The sequence below is a fragment of the Pseudomonas siliginis genome (assembly GCF_019145195.1).
Lineage (GTDB): Bacteria > Pseudomonadota > Gammaproteobacteria > Pseudomonadales > Pseudomonadaceae > Aquipseudomonas > Aquipseudomonas siliginis.
Genome location: NZ_JAHSTW010000002.1, coordinates 386752 through 404526, shown reverse-complemented (window position 1 = coordinate 404526; position 17775 = coordinate 386752). Strand labels below are relative to the sequence as shown.

Genomic DNA, 17775 nt, shown 5'->3' with positions numbered 1-17775 from the left:
CGGAAATCCCGTGGCAGGAGTTCCCGTGGGCAAAGTCAGAGAAATCAGGCGGTTTCCTGTTCTTTCAAAATCGTCAGTACGGTCTGCACGTTTTGCGCGGCATCGCGACCGAGGCTGGTCAGATAACCGCCATCGGGCTGGTCGGTGAGTTCTTTTTCAAAGAGGCGCTGGGCAGCAGCGATATGTTTCGGGGCAGCGGTCTGGTGAATTTTCAGACCTTCCTGGGAACTGTCCAGGTTGAAGAGTGCAAGGACTTCCAGTTCGGCAACCAACTCAGGGGTAAGCGACATAAGGACTCCAGACTTTCTAGGAATTGGACGACAGCGCCTCTAAGGTGAACCCGCTGGTGCAGCATGTCCAGTGCTCGGATCAGGGGATTTTGTCTTGAGGCGAATTCCAGTGTAGCCGGGCGGCAGCAGATGGCTGGATGGATGCGTAACAAACCTTGTGGGAGCGAGCTTGCTCGCTCCCACAGGAGTGATGTGGTTACTGCTTTTCCGGTGGCAGCTCTGGCAAAGCGCGCAGTGCTGCTTCGTACCATTCGGTGTCGAACGGGCGGTCTTCATCGAGCATCGCGTCAATCTCATAGGCAAGCACGTGAGCCATGAGGTTGAGGATATCTTCGCGCTCCATACCGACCAGAGTCAGCTTGTTCAATGTCGCCTTGGCCGCTGGCGGGTTGTCGCTTTCGATCTGGTTCTCGATGGCTTCGATCAGCGTCGCTTCGGTGAATGCTTCTTCGTCGTCATCGTTGACGATATCTGTCGGCTCGCTCATGGCAGGCTCCTCAGGGAAAGGCGCCAGTTTACCCGCATTCAGCGGCGTGATGCTGCTGGCGGGAAACGTCGCGGCGATCTATAAACAGGCACTGCCCACCCCGCACGGCCTGGAGGCTCTGTGATGTTCAAGCTCTACGGATTTGCTGTCAGCAACTACTACAACATGGTCAAACTGGCGCTGCTGGAAAAAGGCCTGCCCTTCGAAGAGGTGACGTTCTACCCGGCGCAAACCCCGGAGTCACTGGCAATCAGTCCGCGTGGCAAGGTCCCGGTGCTGGGTGTCGACGCCGGTTATATCAACGAAACCGCGATCATCCTCGAATACCTCGAACAATCACAAAAGGGCACGCCGCTCCTGCCCAGCGATCCGTTCGAGCGCGCGCAGGTATTGGCGATTGCCAAGGAGATCGAGTTGTACATCGAGTTGCCGGGGCGTGCCTGCTATGGCGAGGCGTTTTTCGGTATGACATTGCCGGAGGCGATCAAGGAGAAGACCCGGACGGAGCTGCTGCTGGGCTTCGCCGCGCTGGGCCGTCATGGCAAGTTCGCCCCGTACGTGGCGGGTGACAGCCTGAGCATTGCCGATTTGTATTTCCTCTACAGCGTGCCGCTGGCCTGTGCGGTCGGGCAGAAGCTGTTCGGGATCGATCTGCTAGCCGAGATGCCGCAGGCGAAAGCGTTGCTGGAGCGGCTTGAGCAAAATCCGCATGTGCAGAAGATCGCGGCGGACAAGGACGCGGCGATGCCGGCGTTTTTGGCGATGATTGCTGCCAAGAAATGATTTTTGTAGCGCTCTTAAGGACGCCTTCGCGAGCAGGCTCGCTCCCACATTGAGTCGGTGGTGAACACAATTTTGTGAACATCCAGAATCCCTGTGGGAGCGAGCCTGCTCGCGAAGCTTTTAGCTTTTAGCTTTTAGCGGCTGGCCAGCAGGGCCTGACCGCGCGCCACCGCAGCCTTGACCTGCGCCGGCGCAGTCCCGCCGATATGATCGCGGGCATTCACCGAGCCTTCCAGGGTCAGCACGGCAAACACGTCCTGCTCGATCTGATCGCTGAACTGACGCAGTTCTTCCAGGCTCATCTCCGCCAGATCCTTGCCCGTGTCCACGCCGTATTTCACCGCGTGGCCAACGATTTCATGGCAATCACGGAACGGCAGACCACGGCGCACCAGATAATCCGCCAGGTCAGTCGCAGTGGAGAAACCGCGCAATGCCGCTTCACGCATGATCGCGTGTTTCGGCTTGATCGCCGGGATCATGTCGGCGAACGCGCGCAGCGAGTCGCGCAGGGTGTCGGCGGCGTCGAACAGCGGTTCCTTGTCTTCCTGGTTGTCCTTGTTGTAGGCCAGCGGCTGGCCTTTCATCAGGGTCAGCAGGCCCATCAGCGCGCCGAACACACGGCCGGTCTTGCCGCGCACCAGCTCGGGCACATCGGGGTTTTTCTTTTGCGGCATGATCGAGCTGCCGGTGCAGAAACGATCCGGCAGATCGATGAACTGGAACTGCGCGCTGGTCCACAGCACCAGCTCTTCGGAGAAACGCGACAGGTGCATCATCGCGATGCTTGCGGCCGAGCAGAATTCGATGGCGAAGTCGCGATCGGAAACGTTGTCCAGCGAGTTGCCGCCGACGGCGTCGAAGCCGAGCAGTTGCGCGGTGTATTCGCGGTCGATCGGGTAGGTGGTGCCGGCCAGCGCAGCGCTGCCCAGCGGCATGCGGTTGGTGCGCTTGCGGCAGTCGACCAGACGCTCGTAGTCGCGGCTGAGCATTTCGAACCAGGCCAGCATGTGATGCCCGAAAGTCACTGGCTGCGCGGTCTGCAAGTGGGTAAAGCCCGGCATGATGCTCGCAGCCTCACGCTCGGCTTGCTCCAGCAGGCCTTTTTGCAGGCGGGTGATCTCGGCGAGGATCAGGTCGATTTCATCGCGCAGCCACAGGCGGATGTCGGTGGCGACCTGGTCGTTGCGGCTGCGCCCGGTGTGGAGCTTTTTACCGGTGACGCCGATGCGGTCGGTCAGGCGTGCTTCGATGTTCATGTGCACGTCTTCGAGGTCGACGCGCCAGTCGAACTGGCCGGCCTCGATTTCGCCCTGAATGGTCTTCAGGCCATCGATGATGCTGTCGCGCTCGGCATCGGTCAGCACGCCGACCTTGGCCAGCATGGTGGCGTGGGCAATTGAGCCCATGATGTCGTGGCGATACAGGCGCTGGTCGAAAGTGACGGAGGCGGTGAAGCGGGCGACGAAGGCGTCGACGGGTTCACTGAAGCGGCCGCCCCAGGACTGATTGGTCTTGTCAGTGCTCATGAATTCGCTCGTATCGGCTTGAAGAAATGGCGTGAAACGCTGGCGCGGATAATAACAGGGTTGCCAATCCTGTCGCTGACACCGGTCGATACGTTTTTTCGCGGATGTGTCAGGCATGTCCGGCGCGGTCTGCAAGGAATTTACAAAAGGATATTTTTTGATTGAGCAATATCGTTCCGACGAACGTCTACAGTGGACATAAGGGTCGGTGCGAATGCGGATCATGCAAAGGTCCGGCCACTGGCTATAAGAAGAGGGGGCGGGTGAGTTGTACAACGGTCACCCACCGTGAGAAACGCAGGAAACAGTGGGCTCTGAGCGGTACGACCCGGACGCTGGCAAATATTGCTGGCCGACGTACGGCACTTTTTGGCGCTCGGGCTAGTCTTAGCGTGGATCGCGGTGACGGAGGTCACTACACCTGTCTACGCTATCCTTGTGCGAGACTCACGCAGGAATCCAGCGCAATATGAATGTCCTGATCGTTGATGACGAACCCCTGGCTCGCGAGCGCCTAAGCCGTATGGTGAGCGAGCTCGAGGGTTACACAGTCCTGGAGCCCAGTGCCACGAATGGCGAGGAGGCGTTAGCGCTGATCGACAGCCACAAGCCGGATATCGTGCTGCTCGATATCCGCATGCCGGGCCTCGATGGCCTGCAGGTTGCTGCCCGACTGTGCGAACGAGAGACGCCGCCGGCCGTGGTGTTTTGCACCAGTCCCGATGAATTTGCCGTGGAAGCCCTGCAGGCCAGCGCCGTGGGCTATGTGGTGAAACCTGTGCGAACCGAACACTTGAATGAAGCCCTGAAGCGGGCTGAACGTCCCAACCGGGCGCAACTCTCGGCCCTGACCCGTCCCGCTGCCGAAAGTGGCAACGGCCCACGCAGCCACATCAGCGCACGGACCCGTAAAGGCATCGAGCTGATTCCGCTGGATCAGGTGGTCTACTTCATCGCCGACCACAAGTACGTGACCCTGCGTCATGAAGCCGGCGAGGTGCTGCTCGACGAACCCCTCAAAGCCCTCGAAGACGAATTCGGCGAACGCTTTGTGCGTATCCACCGCAACGCGCTGGTCGCTCGCGACCGTATCGAGCGATTGCAACGCACACCACTGGGACATTTCCAGTTGTTCCTCAAAGGCCTCAATGGCGATGCACTGATTGTCAGCCGGCGGCATGTTGCCGGTGTGCGCAAGATGATGCAGGGGCTTTGACCCGGTCCTCACCGGGCTTTTCGAGTTCTTTTATCCGGCATGGCTGGCCAGGGAGGGCACGCCGGTTCTGATTCAGGTCAAAGCGAAATTGACTGAGCTGTTATTATCCGCCGTATCTATTCAGTACGGATTGTTCCATGTCCCCTCGCGAAATCCGCATCGCCACCCGTAAAAGTGCGCTAGCCCTCTGGCAGGCCGAATACGTCAAAGCCCGTCTCGAGGCGGCCCACCCGGGCCTGCTGGTGACGCTGGTGCCTATGGTCAGTCGCGGCGACAAGCTGCTCGACTCGCCACTGTCGAAGATCGGCGGCAAGGGTCTGTTCGTCAAGGAACTGGAAACCGCGCTGCTGGAAAACCAAGCCGATATCGCCGTGCATTCGATGAAAGATGTGCCGATGGACTTCCCGCAAGGCCTGGGTCTGTTCTGCATCTGCGAGCGTGAAGACCCGCGCGATGCTTTCGTCTCCAACACCTACGCCAGTCTTGAAGCGCTGCCTGCCGGTGCCATCGTCGGCACTTCGAGCCTGCGTCGGCAAACGCAATTGCTGGCGCGGCGTCCCGACCTGCAGATCCGTTTCCTGCGCGGCAACGTCAACACCCGTCTGGCCAAGCTCGACGCCGGCGAGTACGACGCGATCATCCTCGCCGCGGCCGGTCTGATCCGCCTGGGTTTCGAAGAGCGCATCACATCGGCGATCAGTGTCGATGACAGCCTGCCGGCCGGTGGCCAGGGCGCGGTCGGCATCGAATGCCGCAGCGCCGACCACGAAATCCACGCCTTGCTCGCGCCTTTGCATCACGCCGATACCGCTTCGCGGGTGAACGCCGAACGCGCCCTCAACAAACATTTGAACGGCGGCTGCCAAGTGCCGATCGCCTGCTACGCCGTGCTTGAAGGCGAGCAGTTGTGGTTGCGCGGTCTGGTCGGTGAGCCGAGCGGTGGCAAGCTTCTCAGTGCCGAAGCCCGGGCGCCGCGTGCCGACGCGGAAATCTTGGGTGTGCAGGTCGCTGAAGACCTGCTCAAGCAAGGCGCCGACGACATTCTCAAAGCGGTGTACGGCGAGGCGGGGCACGAGTGACGGCCTGGCGCCTGCTGCTGACGCGCCCGGCAGACGACTGCGCGGCGCTGGCCGAACAGTTGGCCGGGCACGGGATTTTCAGCAGTTGTCTGCCGCTTCTGGACATTGTTCCGCTGCCGCTCTCTGAGACTATTCGCCAGGCGATTTCGCGATTGCCCGCTTGCAGCGCGGTGATTGTGGTCAGCAAACCGGCGGCGCGGATCGCGGTGGATCTGCTCAAGTCCCAAGGCACGGCGCCATTGAGCATGCCGTGGTTCAGCGTCGGCGCGGCGACCGCAGGCATTCTTCGCGAGCATGGTCTCGATGTCAGCTTCCCGGCTGACGGCGATGACAGTGAAGCCTTGCTGCAATTGCCGCGTCTGCGCGAGGCGCTCGACCAGTCCGGCGCGAAGGTGATGATCCTGCGCGGCGAGGGCGGTCGTGAACTGCTCGCCGAGCGCCTGCGCGCGCTTGGTGCTAGTGTCGAGTATCTGGAGTTGTATCGCCGCGACCTGCCAGCCTACCCGCCAAACGAGCTGCCACGGCGGATCGAAGCGGAACGCTTGAACGGGCTGGTGGTCAGCAGTGGACAGGGTTTCGAGCACCTGCGGCAGATGGCCGGCGATGCCTGGCCGAAGATCGCGCAGTTGCCGTTGTTTGTTCCAAGCCCGAGGGTCGCCGAGCTGGCACGTGCCGCCGGGGCTCAAACAGTTGTGGATTGCCGCGGCGCGAGTGCCGCGGCTTTGCTGACGGCGTTACGGGAATGTCCCGTGCCGTTTTCTAATGCAAAGGATGGATACGTGAGCGAAACAGCCTTGCCAAAAGATGACGTCCAGCCTGCGCTCGATGCCCAGGTTGAAACTCCACCACCGGCCAAAGAGCCGCGCCGAGGCAATGGACTGGCAATTGTCGCCCTGCTGCTCGGCGCCGCCGGTGTCGCCATAGGCGGCTGGGGTGTCTGGCAGGTGCGCCACCTGCAGAACAACACGCAGCAACAGTCGAGTCAGGTGCAGGCGTTGAACGATCAGGCGCAGAGTCTGAAGCTCAACGAACAGCGTCTGACCGAACGCCTGGCGCAGCTGCCCGGTGCTGACGAGCTCGCCGAGCGCCAACGTCTGGTGACGCAATTGCAGGGCGATCAGCAGCGCCTCAATCAACGTCTGGAAACCGTCCTCGGCGCCAGCCGCAAGGACTGGCGTCTGGCCGAGGCCGAACACTTGCTGCGTCTGGCCAGCCTGCGCCTTTCAGCGTTGCAGGACATCAGCAGCGCCCAGGCACTGGTACAGGGCGCCGATGAAATTCTGCGTGAACAGAACGATCCGGGTTCCTTCGCCGCGCGCGAGCAAGTGGCGAAAACCCTGGTCGCCTTGCGCAGCACCGAACAGCCGGATCGCACCGGGCTGTTCCTGCGTCTCGGCGCGCTGCGCGATCAGGTCATCGACCTCACTGAGCTGGCGCCGGAGTACAAGGATCGCGGCGAGTCGCTGCTGGGCCTGACCAGCGATGGCGATGGCGCCAGTCGCTGGGCGCAATGGTGGGACAAGGTTTCGCGCTATATCCGCATCGATTTCAACGCTGACAAGAACGTCAAACCGCTGCTGGCCGGGCAAAGCCTGAGCCAGGTGCGCCTGGCCCTGAGCCTGGCGCTGGAGCAGGCGCAGTGGGCGGCGCTCAACGGTCAGGCGGCGGTGTACACCCAGGCGCTGGCCGAGGCACGCGATGTGCTCAAGGGCAATTTCAACCCGGACAATCCGCAAAGCAAAGTCATGCTGGAACAGGTCGCCGAGCTGAGCAAGGAACCGGTCACCGTCAAGACGCCGGATCTGACCGGCACCTTGAGTGCGGTGCAGGGGTATCTGGAGCGGCGTAACGTCAATGCCGTGGAATCGGTGAAACCGTTCGCCAAGCCTGCCGCCAATGCTGCGCAGGAGGCGACCCCATGAAGCGCCTCTATGTAATCGTGTTTCTGGTCATCGCCGCGACGGCAGCGCTGGGCCTGGCGATTGCCGAGCATTCCGGTTACGTGCTGGTGGCGTACAAGAGCTTCCGCTACGAATCGAGCCTGTGGGCGACACTCGCGGTGATCGCGGTGCTGTGGCTGCTGTTCTGGGGCATCAAGGTGCTGGTCGAGCTGGTGATGACCTCCACCGGCGTGGTCAATCCGTGGTCGCGACGCAATCGCAGCCGCCGCGTGCAAGTGGCGATCGAACACGGCCAACTGGATCTGGCTGAAGGTCGCTGGGCCAGCGCGCAGCGGCATTTGACCCGCGCAGCGGAAGCCGAGCGCCAGCCACTGCTGTATTACCTCGGCGCCGCCCGTGCGGCGAACGAGCAAGGTCAGTACGAAGAAAGTGATCGTTTGCTCGAACGTGCGCTGGAGCGTCAGCCGCAAGCCGAACTGGCGATCGCCCTGAGTCACGCACAGTTGCAGACCGATCGTGGCGACACCGACGGTGCGCTGGTGACCTTGCAGGCAATGCATGAACGGCATCCGCGCAGCGCGCAGACATTGCGTCAATTGCAACGTCTGCATCAGCAGCGTGGCGAATGGCCGGCGGTGATTCGTTTGCTGCCTGAGTTGCGCAAGGACAAGGTCCTGCCGCCGGCCGAGCTGGCCGAACTCGAGCGCCGCGCCTGGGGTGAGAACCTCTCGCTGGCAGCGCATCGCGAAGAAGACGGTACGGTGGGTCTGCAATCGCTCAAGCGGGCGTGGGAGCAGCTGACTTCGGCGCAGCGTCAGGAAGCACCTTTGGTACTGGCCTACGCCGAGCAATTGCGTCAGCTGGGCGCTCAGGTCGAGGCCGAAGAGGTCCTGCGAACAGCGCTCAAGCGCAAATACGACAGCCATCTGGCGCGGCTTTATGGTCTGGTTCGTGGCAGTGATCCTGCGCGTCAGTTGCAGACGGCCGAAGGCTGGCTCAAGGAGCACCCGGCCGATCCGAGCCTGCTGCTGACCCTTGGGCGTCTGTGTCTGCAAACCAGTCTGTGGGGCAAGGCTCGTGACTATCTGGAAAGCAGTCTGCGCGTGCAGCGCAATCCGGAGACGTGTGCGGAATTGGCCCGCCTGCTTGCACAGCTTGGCGATACCGAGCGCAGCAATCAGTTGTTCCAGGAAGGTCTGGGGCTGCTCGATGAACGCCTGCTCGCGGCGCCTTTGCCGGTTGCGGCGAAGGTCTGAATGGCGAGGGAGGTTGCTCCCTCGTGAACTTCAATGACCGAAAATTCCCCTCCTTTGCGCTCTAGAGACAAAGTCCTACAGAGCGCTTCACCGTTTCCTATCGAGCCTGTCGGGTTTTCCCTACACCTGCGGTGAACTGTCGGCAGGCCCTTGCCTTGAAAGGCTGACACGCTTTCCTCTACCGTAACCGTCTGTCTCTACTGTTACGGAAAAGCCATGTCGTTGGCCTGCTCACGCTCCTTGTTCTTCATGGCTTTCATTGCGGGGGCCTTTGCTCTGGGAGCTTCCTATTACCTCGAATACGCGGTCGGACTGACGCCTTGCAGTCTGTGCCTGGTGCAGCGGTTGTTCCTCACATTGCTGTGCATCGGCTGCGGCGTGGCGGCGGTGCATGGCCCCCGGCGCGTTGGCTTATGGTGGTACTGGCTGTTTGCACTCGGCGCCAGTCTGGGTGGTACCACCGCTGCGTGGCGGCAGGTGTTGATCCAGAGTGACTCGATGCTGCAACTGGTCAAATGCTCGCCAACCGTGGAGTCACTGTTCAGCGACCTGCCGTGGATCTGCGCCCTGCAACGGATGTTCAACGGCGGCGCTGATTGTGCGGACATCTCCTGGACGCTGTTCGATTTGAGCATCCCCGAATGGAGCCTGCTGTTTTTTGTCGGGGTGTCGATCCTTGCGGTTTATCAGTTGTTGCGTCTGATCTGGAGCGCTCTGCAACGACCGGTCAGCGACGAAGCGTCGCACCACCTGCTGGTCAGGGATTAAACACTTGTATGAACTTTATCTCCTGCGTACCTTGAAGCCATAGGCGTGCGGGCATAATCTGGCCGGCACGTGTCATTGGATTTATGTTGCTCGATGACGCTCTGCCCGATCGTCCACCAGTCAAATCAGAACAGGGGCGCGGGTGTAGAGCAGCATGACCCACAAGGGAAGAGAGATCGCCATGCTCGAAAGTTGTCAGAATGCTCAGGAACGTTGGGGTGGGGTTCATCTGCTGATCGACCGCTGGTTGCAGGAGCGTGAAGAGCTGATCGGCGCCTACGACAAGCTCGGTGCGCAGCCTGAGTCGCTGTCCGAGAGCCGCAAGCCTTTGCAGGAATTCTGCGGCGTGCTGGTCGATTACGTATCGGCGGGGCACTTCGAAATCTATGAACAGCTGACTGGCGAAGCCAAGGCGTTCAACGACAAGCGCGGTCTGGAACTCGCCGAGACCATCTACCCGCGCATCGACGTCATTACCGAGAAGCTGCTCGCGTTCAACGACCTGTGCGATGAAGGCAAATGCGTTGCGGAGAAATTCAAGGAATTGGGCGGCTTGCTGCATGAGCGTTTCGAACTTGAAGACTGCCTGATCGAAGTGCTGCACACGGCACACAAGGCAGAAGATCCGGTTCAGGCCTGATCCACGTCCTTCATGAAAAACGGTGCGCCCGAAAGCGCACCGTTTTTTTATGCCTGATCAGTTCGTCGCGCCACGCAATTCCACTTCGAAAACCAGAGGCGTGAACGGCGCGATCAGGTCGCCGGCACCGTCGGCGCCATAGGCCTGATCCGATGGAATCACCAGTCGCCATTTCGCCCCCACCGGCATGTTCTGCAAGGCGGTGCGCCAACCGGCGATCACGCTGTCGAGGTTGAACCATTGCGGCTGGGTGTTCTGATCGAACACAGTGCCGTCCGGCAGCTTGCCGACATACAGTACCTGCACTTTGCCGTCCGGGCCGGCCTTGGCGCCAGTGCCCGGAACCAGTTCAGTCAGGAGGATGCCATCGGCCAGTTCCTTCACCCCCGGTTTGGCTTTTTCCGCACTGAGAAAGCGTTGCTCGTTTTCCATTGCCGCGTCGCTCGATTGCCGTGAAGCTTGCTCGGCATTTTGCGATTCATGGTCGGCAAGAATCTGTTCGATACGCGCTTCACTCAGCGCCAGCGGCTTGCCCTGATACGCCTGTTGCAGACCTTCGATCAGCGCCTGGATCTGCAACTGCGGCACCTCTTGGCGCAGCCGTTCGCCGAGGCTGGCACCGAGGCTATAAGCCAGATCATGAGCATCGTTCGCCGTGTTTTTTTCATCGGCATACGCCGTCGAAAAAAACACGCAGAGGGACAAAATAAAGTAGCGCGACATGGGCACTCTCCGACCTGAGATGCGGGGGATTATGCCAGTGCAAACGTCTGCATCGGTGAACTGCTTTTTCCCGCGCGCAGAACATTTCGGCTTCGGTGCAACGCAACGGTGCAGATACTGTCAACATGCCCTAGCGGCGGTATCAGCAGAGGTCTAGTATGAGCCGCACTCACGTCAGCCAGGAGGTAAACCATGTCGGCCACCAAGAAGCCTGTAAATACTCCGTTGCACCTACTCCAACAGTTGTCGGGCAGCCTGCTCGAGCATTTGGAAAACGCTTGCTCGCAAGCCTTGGCTGATGCTGAAAAACTGCTCGCCAAGCTGGAAAAACAGCGCGGCAAGGCGCAGGAAAAACTGCACAAATCGCGCACCAAATTGCAGGACGCCGCCACCGCCGGCAAAGCCAAGGCACAGAACAAAGCCAAGGCTGCCGTGAAAGAACTCGAAGACCTGCTGGACGCTTTGAAAGATCGTCAGTCCGAGACCCGCAGCTACATTCTGCAACTCAAGCGCGATGCTCAGGAAAGCCTGAAACTGGCCCAGGGTGTTGGCCGCGTTCAAGAAGCAGTGGGCAAAGTTCTGTCGTCGCGCTCGGCCAAACCCGCAGCAGCACCAGCGAAGAAAGTCGCCGCCAAACCTGCTGCAAGCAAAGCCCCGGCGAAGACCGCTGCGGCGAAACCTGCTGTTGCGAAGACCGCCGCCAAACCAGCGGCCAAGGCGCCAGTGAAAGCGGCTGCCAAACCAGCGGCGAAAACTGCAGCGAAGAAGCCGGCGGCGAGCGCGGCAACACCGGCGGCTAAAACCACCGCAGCCAAACCTGCTGCAGCCAAGCCAGCAGTGAAAGCCACCCCTGCCAAAGCCGCGGCAAAACCGGCCGCGAGCAAAGCTGCACCGGCAAAAACCGCAGCCGCCAAACCTGCTGCCAAAGCAGCAGCGAAACCAGCAGCGAAACCAGCAGCGAAGCCTGCTGCCAAGACTGCGGCCAAGCCGGCCGCCGCCAAACCTGCTGCGAAAGTGGCGGTAAAACCGGCTGCCAAACCAGCCGCAACATCGGCAGCAAAACCTGCGGCAAAAACCGCTGCGAAACCGGCCGCCAAGCCAGCTGCAAAACCGGCCGCCAAGCCAGCCGCAAAACCAGCGGTGAAAAAGCCAGCAGCTGCCAAGCCAGCCGCGACCAAACCGGCTGCCGCTCCAGCAGCCAAGCCTGCCACTGCCGCTACCCCGGCTGCCCCAGCTGCATCGGCACCGTCGTCCGCAGCCCACTCGACCCCTTCGACTGCGCCAGCGCCAGCCGCTTCGTCGAACGTCAGCAGCACCCCGACCAGCGCTTCCTAAGTGCCGATTGCCGCGACGCGCAGCACTTGCAGCGCGTCGCGGTTCGGGCTGGCGGCATTGCCGGCCAAGCCCTCAAGCCAAGTCAACGAACCTGCATCGTTGCGCGTCCACTCCTGCGCCACACCTTCGAGCCGTGACAGCAAGGTGCGCTCAGCTTCAAGCTCCAGTGATTTGATCTGCTCGCGCATGCCGGCCACCACTGCATCGTCGACGGCCCGCGCTTTCCATTGCAGGCGCAGGGTTCGCAGCGGCTGCACCACTTCGATATCCCACGGCGCGGTCAAGGCCTTGAGCAGACGTACGCGCGGTTCATCGCAGGCCACCGCGCGCTGCTCCAGCCACACACCGCACAGTAAAAGGCAGACATTGGCGCCCGCGGTTTGCAATTGCAGGCAGGCATCTTCCACACCCGGCCGGGCGTAGACATCAAGGGCAAAGCTCCACAGGTCAGAGGACATCGTGCTACTCGCGCCAGTTGTGAGCGAAGCTGGTAGACTCCGCCGCCATTATGATCCGACTTCAGAACCTGACTTTACAGCGTGGCCCGCAACGTCTGCTAGAAGACGCCGAGCTGACCCTGCACGCCGGCCACAAAGCCGGCCTCATCGGCGCCAACGGTGCCGGCAAATCCAGCCTGTTCGCCTTGCTGCGCGGCGAGTTGCACCCGGACTCGGGCGACTGCCTGCTGCCGGCCGACTGGCGTATCGCGCATATGCGTCAGGAGGTCGACACCCTCGAGCGCCTGGCGGTCGATTATGTGCTCGATGGCGACCTGCGTCTGCGTGAGGTGCAACGCGAGCTTGCCGCCGCCGAGCAGGCCCATGACGGCACCGCACTGGCGCGCCTGCACGCTGAACTCGACAGCGCCGACGGCTACACCGCCGATGCGCGGGCGCGCAAGCTGCTCGCCGGTCTTGGGTTCACCAATGAGCAGATGGATCGTCAGGTAGGAGATTTCTCCGGTGGCTGGCGGATGCGTCTGAATCTGGCGCAGGCACTGATGTGCCCGTCGGATCTGCTGCTGCTCGATGAACCGACCAACCACTTGGATCTCGACGCGATCATCTGGCTCGAAGAGTGGCTGAAGAGTTATCCGGGCACCTTGCTGCTGATTTCCCACGACCGGGATTTCCTCGACGAAGTGGTCGATCACGTCGCCCATGTCGATCAGCGCAAACTGACCCTCTACCGGGGCGGCTACACCGCGTTTGAGCGCGCCCGCGCCGAGCGTCTGGCCCAGCAGCAACAGGCCTACGAGAAGCAGCAGGCGCAGCGTGCGCACATGGAAAGCTACATAGCCCGCTTCAAGGCGCAAGCGACCAAGGCCCGTCAGGCGCAGAGCCGGATCAAGGCGCTGGAGCGCATGGAAGAATTGTCGGCGGCCCACGTCGATTCGCCGTTCGACTTCGTCTTCCGCGAGTCGACCAAGATCTCCAGCCCACTGATCGACCTGTCCGATGCACGCTTGGGTTATGGCGACAAGACCATCCTCGAGAAGGTCAAGCTGCAACTGACCCCGGGTGCGCGGATCGGTCTGCTCGGGCCGAACGGCGCGGGTAAATCGACGCTGATCAAGAACCTCGCCGGCGAGCTCGAACCGCTGGCCGGGCGCCTGACCCGTGGCGAAAACACCGTGGTCGGCTACTTTGCCCAGCATCAGCTCGACTCGCTGGATTCCAAGGCCAGCCCATTGCTGCATTTGCAGCGTCTGGCGCCGGGTGAGCGCGAGCAGACCTTGCGCGATTTTCTCGGCGGCTTCGACTTCCGGGGCGCACGCATCGATGAGCCGGTGCTGAATTTCTCCGGTGGCGAGAAGGCGCGTCTGGCCCTCGCGCTGATCGCCTGGGAGCGGCCGAACCTGCTGCTGCTCGACGAACCGACCAACCACCTCGATCTGGAAATGCGTCTGGCGCTGACCATGGCCCTGCAGGAATTCAGCGGTGCGGTGCTGGTGGTTTCTCACGATCGGCACTTGCTCAAGAGCACCACCGACAACTTCTATCTGGTCGCCGACGGCAAGGTCGAAGAGTTCGACGGCGATCTCGAAGACTACGCACGTTGGCTGGTGGAATACCGTCAGCGCAATGCGCCGGTCAGCAATACGCCGGTCAACCCGGACAAGACCGATAAGAAAGCGCAGCGCCAAGCGGCGGCAGCGTTGCGTCAGCAACTGGCGCCGCACAAGCGCGAGGCCGACAAGCTCGAAGCCGAACTGGGCAAGCTGCACGAAAAACTGGCCAAGGTCGATGCCAGCCTCGGTGACAGCGATATCTACGAGCCGGCGCGCAAGAATGAATTGCGTGATCTGCTCGCCGAACAGGCCAAGTTGAAGGTGCGTGAAGCCGAGCTGGAAGAAGCCTGGATGGAAGCGCTGGAAACCCTGGAAAGCATGCAGGCGGAGCTGGAGGCGTTGTCCTGATGGAAGCCTTCAAGCTGCCTTTCTCGGCGGTGTGGGTCGAACCGTTGTGGTTCACCGCGCAGATTCTGCTGATTCTGCTGGCCGGTTACCTGACCCAGCGTTTCGTTGCCAAAGGCCTGACTCGCCTCGGTGAGCGCTATCCGTTTCCGCCGCAGTTGCTGATGCCGCTGCGCGGCGTGTTGCGCTGGCTGATCATGGGCAGCGCGCTGCTCTTCGTGCTTGAGCGCCTCGGCGTTTCGGCCACGGTGCTGTGGACGGCGCTGTCGGGGTTTGTAGCAGTGGCGGCGGTGGCCTTCTTCGCCATGTGGAGCGTGCTGTCGAACCTGCTCTGCGCCATTCTGATCTTCACCGTCGGGCCGTTCCGCCTCGGCGACGTGGTCGAGTTGGTGGATACCACCGACAAGCCTGGCGTCAAAGGCCGGGTGATCGCGATCAATCTGCTCTACACCACGCTGGTCGAGGCCGAAGAGTTGGGCACCGGCAGCGCCATGGTGCAGGTGCCGAACAGCCTGTTCTTCCAGCGGTCGGTGCGGCGTTGGCGCGGGACGGATGTGTTTCCTTCCAGCGGGTTTGAGAAGTAATTTCTACGTCGTCTGTTCCGACGCCTTCGTCGGAACGCCGCCTGCTCGCGAAGGGGCCGTCAGCCGCACCTGCAACATTCAGCAAGAAATCGGTAGTCATCTACACGAAGCCGCATTAGCTTAGGCATTTGTCACAAGCATCAGCCGAGGTGTGCGATGGAGCTTCAAACATGGCTGGCATTTTTTGCCGCCTGCTGGGTGATCAGCCTGTCCCCGGGCGCGGGCGCCATCGCGTCGATGTCCAGCGGTCTGCAATACGGGTTCTGGCGCGGCTACTGGAACGCACTGGGCCTGCAGATCGGTCTGGCGGTGCAGATCGCGATTGTCGGCGCGGGTGTTGGCGCTGTGCTCACTGCTTCGGCCACGGCATTCCATGCGATCAAATGGTTCGGCGTTGCCTATCTGGTTTATCTGGCGATCAAGCAATGGCGGGCGCTGCCCATGGACATGAGTGATGACGCCGCGGTACGGCCGATCGGCAAGCCGCTGGCTTTGGTGTTTCGCGGCTTTCTGGTGAACATCAGCAACCCCAAGGCGTTGGTGTTCATGCTCGCGGTGTTGCCGCAGTTCATCAATCCCCATGCGCCGCTGCTGATTCAGTATCTGGTGATCGGCGTGACCATGGTTTTTGTCGATCTGATTGTCATGGCCGGCTACACCGGGCTGGCGTCGAAAGTGCTGCGCCTGTTGCGCACGCCCAAGCAGCAGAAACGCATGAACCGCACCTTTGCCGGGCTGTTCATCGGCGCAGCGGCGTTCATGGCGACGTTGCGCAAAGCGGCGGCGTAAACCGCTCGGGCAGAAAAAAGGCGACCTCAAGAGGTCGCCTTTTTCATTTCTACCGAGACATCGGGGCAAGCGAGCTTTTGTGGCGAGGGGATTTATCCCCGTTGGACTGCGCAGCAGTCCCAATCGTCTTGAATCAATAGCGAGGGCCGCTTCGCGACCCAACGGGGATAAATCCCCTCGCCACAGAGCCCTTTGCCACAAAAGTCCTCAGATCCGGCTCAGCGTAAAATCACCGGCGCCGTATCACGCGGCAGATTATTGCGCTGCGGCGCTTCACGCGGCTGCTCATAACCGTCACCACCACCGAGCTGCATGCTCAGTTGCCCGGCCACGTCTTCGCCCAAGGCCTTGGACACCTCACGCACCACCCGCGGACGGTTCAGCGAGATCTTGATGTCGCGATGGTTCACCAGTTTAGTGTCCTGCGCTTCGCCCATCGCCGTGAAGGCCGAGGTGATCTCGTAGGTCTTGGTGTTGATCAGGCTGAAATCCGCCACCAGCGTCAGGCCCAGTACCGCCGAGTAGCTGTCGGTGTGCGCCAGCTCGTTGATGTCCTGGGTGAAGTCGATATCGGACACGGTGCCGAACAGCACGTAGTCGGCGCCTTTGAAGTTGCCGGCCTTGATGCGCTTGATCACGTCATACACATCGCCTTTGGATGAGGCGGTATAAGGCGTGCCCTGCACCAGCTGGAACATGCCGGTACGCAGGATTTCACCCTTGATGTCGCCGGTGAATTTGCGCAACTCGCCCTGTTCGATATAGCTGGTGGTCGCTTCGATCTCGTTGTAGCTCGAAGAACCGCTGGCGCTGTAGTAACTCTCGCGGTGATTGCTCTGCGCCGAAACGATGTGGATGTATTGCTCCACGCGCTCCTGATACGCCAGATCCGTCACCGCCACTTTCGGGGCCGCCTGCGCGCTGAACGCGCAAGCCAAGGCCATCATGCCAATCCATGTGCGCATCGATCAACGCTCCGTGGTTTTGCGGATCTCTTTTTCGTCCATCCACTCGGCCAGACCGCTTTCGACGTCGATCAACTGCAGGCTGAATTTGTAGAAGACGTCCTTGTAGTCGCTGCTGCGCTTGACGATCGAGCTGATCGAGCCTTCGATGCGGTACTTGGCGGCAACCATGTTGCCAGTCTTGGCCACGGTGCTTTTCTTGTACAGGCCGCTCTGGTTTTGCAGCTTGAGCTGGTCAACCTGGCTCTGCATTGCATTGTTGTCGCTGGCGAAGCGCGCGACACCGGTCTTCATCAGCTGGGTCTTGATGCTGGTGGTGATTTCGCGGGTGTCGATGTACTCGCTGGTCTTGTTCTTCACATCGTAGACCTGAACCACCGGACGGCCCTGCAGAATGCCGGACTGGGCCAGCGAGCGGGTCATCGACTCGGCGATCATTTGCAGGTCGGTCGAACCGAATTCGTTGGTCACGGTTTCAACAGCCTTGGTGTCGCCGTAGCTGATGTTCTTGCTGCCCAGGGTCGGCGAGGTGTTGGCGCAACCGGAGGCGAGCAGGGCGATGACGGCGATGCAGGAAAAGCGTGCAAACATGAGAAAGCTCTCTCAATCAGAAATAGGGTGGCGGGCTTAAGGCGTCTTGATTTCCAGACGGAAATCCACGGCTTTCGGGGTCGGGGCGATGGCCTGAATGAAGCTGGTCTGGGCGCCGTACATCATCTGGCTTTTCCACACTTCTTCTTCGGCAACCGGGAAACCTTCGGCGCCGAGCCAGGCGAAGCGGTAGTAGAAAATCTTGTTGCTGTTAAGGGTGTTGCTCAACTGCACGTTGACGGTCATGAAGCCGTTTTCACGAGCCACGCGCATGGCGCCGACGACGATGTGTTTCTGCGGGCCCATGGCCACGACTTTGCTCGCGGCGCTGCCCGGCTCCGGCGGTGGCGGGGTGGCGCAGCCTGCCAGCAAGGCGAGGGCGGCGACGGCGATGATCTTCAAGCGCATTGCAAAGACTCCGTT

General features: G+C 61.1%; 19 protein-coding genes and 2 pseudogenes. 13 read left to right on the top strand and 8 right to left on the bottom strand.

Annotation, left to right across the window (positions count from 1 at the left end; all coding sequences use genetic code 11):
- Nucleotides 1–44: 44 nt before the first annotated feature.
- Both KVG87_RS05695 and KVG87_RS05690 read right to left on the bottom strand, forming a co-directional pair.
- Nucleotides 45–290, bottom strand: a complete 246-nt coding sequence (locus KVG87_RS05695; RefSeq protein ID WP_016772594.1) for a TIGR02647 family protein — start codon at nucleotides 288–290, stop codon at nucleotides 45–47.
- Between the two features lie 196 nt (nucleotides 291–486).
- Nucleotides 487–777, bottom strand: a complete 291-nt coding sequence (locus KVG87_RS05690) for a hypothetical protein (protein ID WP_217849697.1) — start codon at nucleotides 775–777, stop codon at nucleotides 487–489.
- Nucleotides 778–900: 123 nt separating this feature from the next.
- On the opposite strand from KVG87_RS05690, the gene KVG87_RS05685 reads away from it, so the two are divergent.
- A complete protein-coding gene (locus tag KVG87_RS05685; protein WP_160768029.1) occupies nucleotides 901–1560 on the top strand; it encodes a glutathione S-transferase family protein in 660 nt (219 codons plus the stop codon).
- A gap of 134 nt (nucleotides 1561–1694) precedes the next feature.
- On the opposite strand, the gene argH is transcribed toward KVG87_RS05685, so the two are convergent.
- Nucleotides 1695–3089 (bottom strand): argininosuccinate lyase, encoded by a 1395-nt coding sequence (gene argH, locus KVG87_RS05680; RefSeq protein ID WP_016772597.1) that lies wholly within the window; start codon nucleotides 3087–3089, stop codon nucleotides 1695–1697.
- 311 nt (nucleotides 3090–3400) lie between these two features.
- Here argH and KVG87_RS25855 point away from each other — a divergent pair.
- The 8 genes and pseudogenes from KVG87_RS25855 to KVG87_RS05650 form a co-directional block, all read left to right on the top strand.
- A pseudogene (locus KVG87_RS25855) lies at nucleotides 3401–3562 on the top strand (sensor histidine kinase); the annotation flags it as partial.
- A complete protein-coding gene (locus KVG87_RS05675; protein ID WP_016772598.1) occupies nucleotides 3559–4305 on the top strand; it encodes a LytR/AlgR family response regulator transcription factor in 747 nt (248 codons plus the stop codon). The pseudogene KVG87_RS25855 and the gene KVG87_RS05675, both read left to right, overlap by 4 nt.
- A gap of 137 nt (nucleotides 4306–4442) precedes the next feature.
- Entirely contained in the window at nucleotides 4443–5384 is a 942-nt protein-coding gene (gene hemC, locus KVG87_RS05670; protein ID WP_110599874.1) for a hydroxymethylbilane synthase, read from the top strand.
- A pseudogene (locus KVG87_RS25850) lies at nucleotides 5381–6127 on the top strand (uroporphyrinogen-III synthase); the annotation flags it as partial. The gene hemC and the pseudogene KVG87_RS25850, both read left to right, overlap by 4 nt.
- Before the next feature lie 36 nt (nucleotides 6128–6163).
- Entirely contained in the window at nucleotides 6164–7306 is a 1143-nt protein-coding gene (locus KVG87_RS25845; RefSeq protein WP_367616675.1) for a uroporphyrinogen-III C-methyltransferase, read from the top strand.
- On the top strand, nucleotides 7303–8541 hold the full coding sequence (locus KVG87_RS05660; RefSeq protein WP_217849692.1) for a heme biosynthesis protein HemY: 1239 nt from the start codon (nucleotides 7303–7305) through the stop codon (nucleotides 8539–8541). Before KVG87_RS25845 ends, KVG87_RS05660 begins: the two co-directional genes overlap by 4 nt.
- Before the next feature lie 216 nt (nucleotides 8542–8757).
- Nucleotides 8758–9309, top strand: a complete 552-nt coding sequence (locus KVG87_RS05655) for a disulfide bond formation protein B (RefSeq protein WP_016772601.1) — start codon at nucleotides 8758–8760, stop codon at nucleotides 9307–9309.
- Nucleotides 9310–9490: 181 nt separating this feature from the next.
- Nucleotides 9491–9949, top strand: coding sequence for an Rsd/AlgQ family anti-sigma factor (locus tag KVG87_RS05650; RefSeq protein WP_016772602.1), 459 nt, complete (start codon nucleotides 9491–9493; stop codon nucleotides 9947–9949).
- Between the two features lie 57 nt (nucleotides 9950–10006).
- On the opposite strand, the gene KVG87_RS05645 is transcribed toward KVG87_RS05650, so the two are convergent.
- On the bottom strand, nucleotides 10007–10672 hold the full coding sequence (locus KVG87_RS05645) for an FKBP-type peptidyl-prolyl cis-trans isomerase (RefSeq protein WP_076564515.1): 666 nt from the start codon (nucleotides 10670–10672) through the stop codon (nucleotides 10007–10009).
- Nucleotides 10673–10864: 192 nt separating this feature from the next.
- Here KVG87_RS05645 and KVG87_RS05640 point away from each other — a divergent pair, with 192 nt between their 5' ends.
- A complete protein-coding gene (locus KVG87_RS05640) occupies nucleotides 10865–12007 on the top strand; it encodes an AlgP family protein (protein WP_217849690.1) in 1143 nt (380 codons plus the stop codon).
- Here KVG87_RS05640 and KVG87_RS05635 read toward each other — a convergent pair.
- Nucleotides 12004–12465 (bottom strand): TIGR02444 family protein, encoded by a 462-nt coding sequence (locus KVG87_RS05635; protein WP_217849688.1) that lies wholly within the window; start codon nucleotides 12463–12465, stop codon nucleotides 12004–12006. The two genes, KVG87_RS05640 and KVG87_RS05635, sit on opposite strands and share 4 nt — an antisense overlap.
- Before the next feature lie 50 nt (nucleotides 12466–12515).
- Here KVG87_RS05635 and KVG87_RS05630 point away from each other — a divergent pair, with 50 nt between their 5' ends.
- From KVG87_RS05630 to rhtB, 3 genes are all read left to right on the top strand, one after another.
- Nucleotides 12516–14426 carry an ATP-binding cassette domain-containing protein gene (locus KVG87_RS05630; RefSeq protein ID WP_056791667.1) on the top strand — a complete coding sequence of 637 codons (1911 nt, stop codon included), beginning with the start codon at nucleotides 12516–12518 and terminating at the stop codon, nucleotides 14424–14426.
- Nucleotides 14426–15007 (top strand): mechanosensitive ion channel family protein, encoded by a 582-nt coding sequence (locus KVG87_RS05625; RefSeq protein ID WP_056791670.1) that lies wholly within the window; start codon nucleotides 14426–14428, stop codon nucleotides 15005–15007. The genes KVG87_RS05630 and KVG87_RS05625 overlap by 1 nt, the downstream gene beginning before the upstream one ends.
- A gap of 156 nt (nucleotides 15008–15163) precedes the next feature.
- Complete coding sequence (gene rhtB, locus KVG87_RS05620) at nucleotides 15164–15796, top strand: homoserine/homoserine lactone efflux protein (protein ID WP_016772608.1); 633 nt, start codon at nucleotides 15164–15166, stop codon at nucleotides 15794–15796.
- A gap of 218 nt (nucleotides 15797–16014) precedes the next feature.
- Here the strand turns inward: rhtB and KVG87_RS05615 are convergent, their stop codons facing one another.
- Genes KVG87_RS05615 through KVG87_RS05605 form a run of 3 tightly spaced genes read right to left on the bottom strand, consistent with a single transcriptional unit; the run spans nucleotide 16015 to nucleotide 17760 of the window.
- Nucleotides 16015–16761: a hypothetical protein gene (locus KVG87_RS05615; RefSeq protein ID WP_016772609.1), complete on the bottom strand. Its 747-nt coding sequence runs from the start codon at nucleotides 16759–16761 to the stop codon at nucleotides 16015–16017.
- Between the two features lie 3 nt (nucleotides 16762–16764).
- Nucleotides 16765–17352 carry a penicillin-binding protein activator LpoB gene (gene lpoB, locus KVG87_RS05610; protein WP_016772610.1) on the bottom strand — a complete coding sequence of 196 codons (588 nt, stop codon included), beginning with the start codon at nucleotides 17350–17352 and terminating at the stop codon, nucleotides 16765–16767.
- A 36-nt stretch (nucleotides 17353–17388) separates the two neighbouring features.
- Nucleotides 17389–17760, bottom strand: coding sequence for a YcfL family putative periplasmic lipoprotein (locus tag KVG87_RS05605; protein WP_016772611.1), 372 nt, complete (start codon nucleotides 17758–17760; stop codon nucleotides 17389–17391).
- Nucleotides 17761–17775: the final 15 nt, after the last annotated feature.

Bases quoted from the DNA above. Each gene is read 5' to 3' on its own strand.
- KVG87_RS05690 (WP_217849697.1), bottom strand. From the start codon at position 777: ATGAGCGAGCCGACAGATATCGTCAACGATGACGACGAAGAAGCATTC.
- KVG87_RS05625 (WP_056791670.1), top strand. From the start codon at position 14,426: ATGGAAGCCTTCAAGCTGCCTTTCTCGGCGGTGTGGGTCGAACCGTTG.
- KVG87_RS05630 (WP_056791667.1), top strand. From the start codon at position 12,516: ATGATCCGACTTCAGAACCTGACTTTACAGCGTGGCCCGCAACGTCTG.
- KVG87_RS05655 (WP_016772601.1), top strand. From the start codon at position 8,758: ATGTCGTTGGCCTGCTCACGCTCCTTGTTCTTCATGGCTTTCATTGCG.
- KVG87_RS05635 (WP_217849688.1), bottom strand. From the start codon at position 12,465: ATGTCCTCTGACCTGTGGAGCTTTGCCCTTGATGTCTACGCCCGGCCG.
- hemC (WP_110599874.1), top strand. From the start codon at position 4,443: ATGTCCCCTCGCGAAATCCGCATCGCCACCCGTAAAAGTGCGCTAGCC.
- KVG87_RS05605 (WP_016772611.1), bottom strand. From the start codon at position 17,760: ATGCGCTTGAAGATCATCGCCGTCGCCGCCCTCGCCTTGCTGGCAGGC.
- rhtB (WP_016772608.1), top strand. From the start codon at position 15,164: ATGGAGCTTCAAACATGGCTGGCATTTTTTGCCGCCTGCTGGGTGATC.
- KVG87_RS05615 (WP_016772609.1), bottom strand. From the start codon at position 16,761: ATGCGCACATGGATTGGCATGATGGCCTTGGCTTGCGCGTTCAGCGCG.
- KVG87_RS05675 (WP_016772598.1), top strand. From the start codon at position 3,559: ATGAATGTCCTGATCGTTGATGACGAACCCCTGGCTCGCGAGCGCCTA.
- KVG87_RS05650 (WP_016772602.1), top strand. From the start codon at position 9,491: ATGCTCGAAAGTTGTCAGAATGCTCAGGAACGTTGGGGTGGGGTTCAT.
- KVG87_RS05685 (WP_160768029.1), top strand. From the start codon at position 901: ATGTTCAAGCTCTACGGATTTGCTGTCAGCAACTACTACAACATGGTC.
- KVG87_RS05645 (WP_076564515.1), bottom strand. From the start codon at position 10,672: ATGTCGCGCTACTTTATTTTGTCCCTCTGCGTGTTTTTTTCGACGGCG.
- KVG87_RS05695 (WP_016772594.1), bottom strand. From the start codon at position 290: ATGTCGCTTACCCCTGAGTTGGTTGCCGAACTGGAAGTCCTTGCACTC.
- argH (WP_016772597.1), bottom strand. From the start codon at position 3,089: ATGAGCACTGACAAGACCAATCAGTCCTGGGGCGGCCGCTTCAGTGAA.
- KVG87_RS05660 (WP_217849692.1), top strand. From the start codon at position 7,303: ATGAAGCGCCTCTATGTAATCGTGTTTCTGGTCATCGCCGCGACGGCA.
- lpoB (WP_016772610.1), bottom strand. From the start codon at position 17,352: ATGTTTGCACGCTTTTCCTGCATCGCCGTCATCGCCCTGCTCGCCTCC.
- KVG87_RS05640 (WP_217849690.1), top strand. From the start codon at position 10,865: ATGTCGGCCACCAAGAAGCCTGTAAATACTCCGTTGCACCTACTCCAA.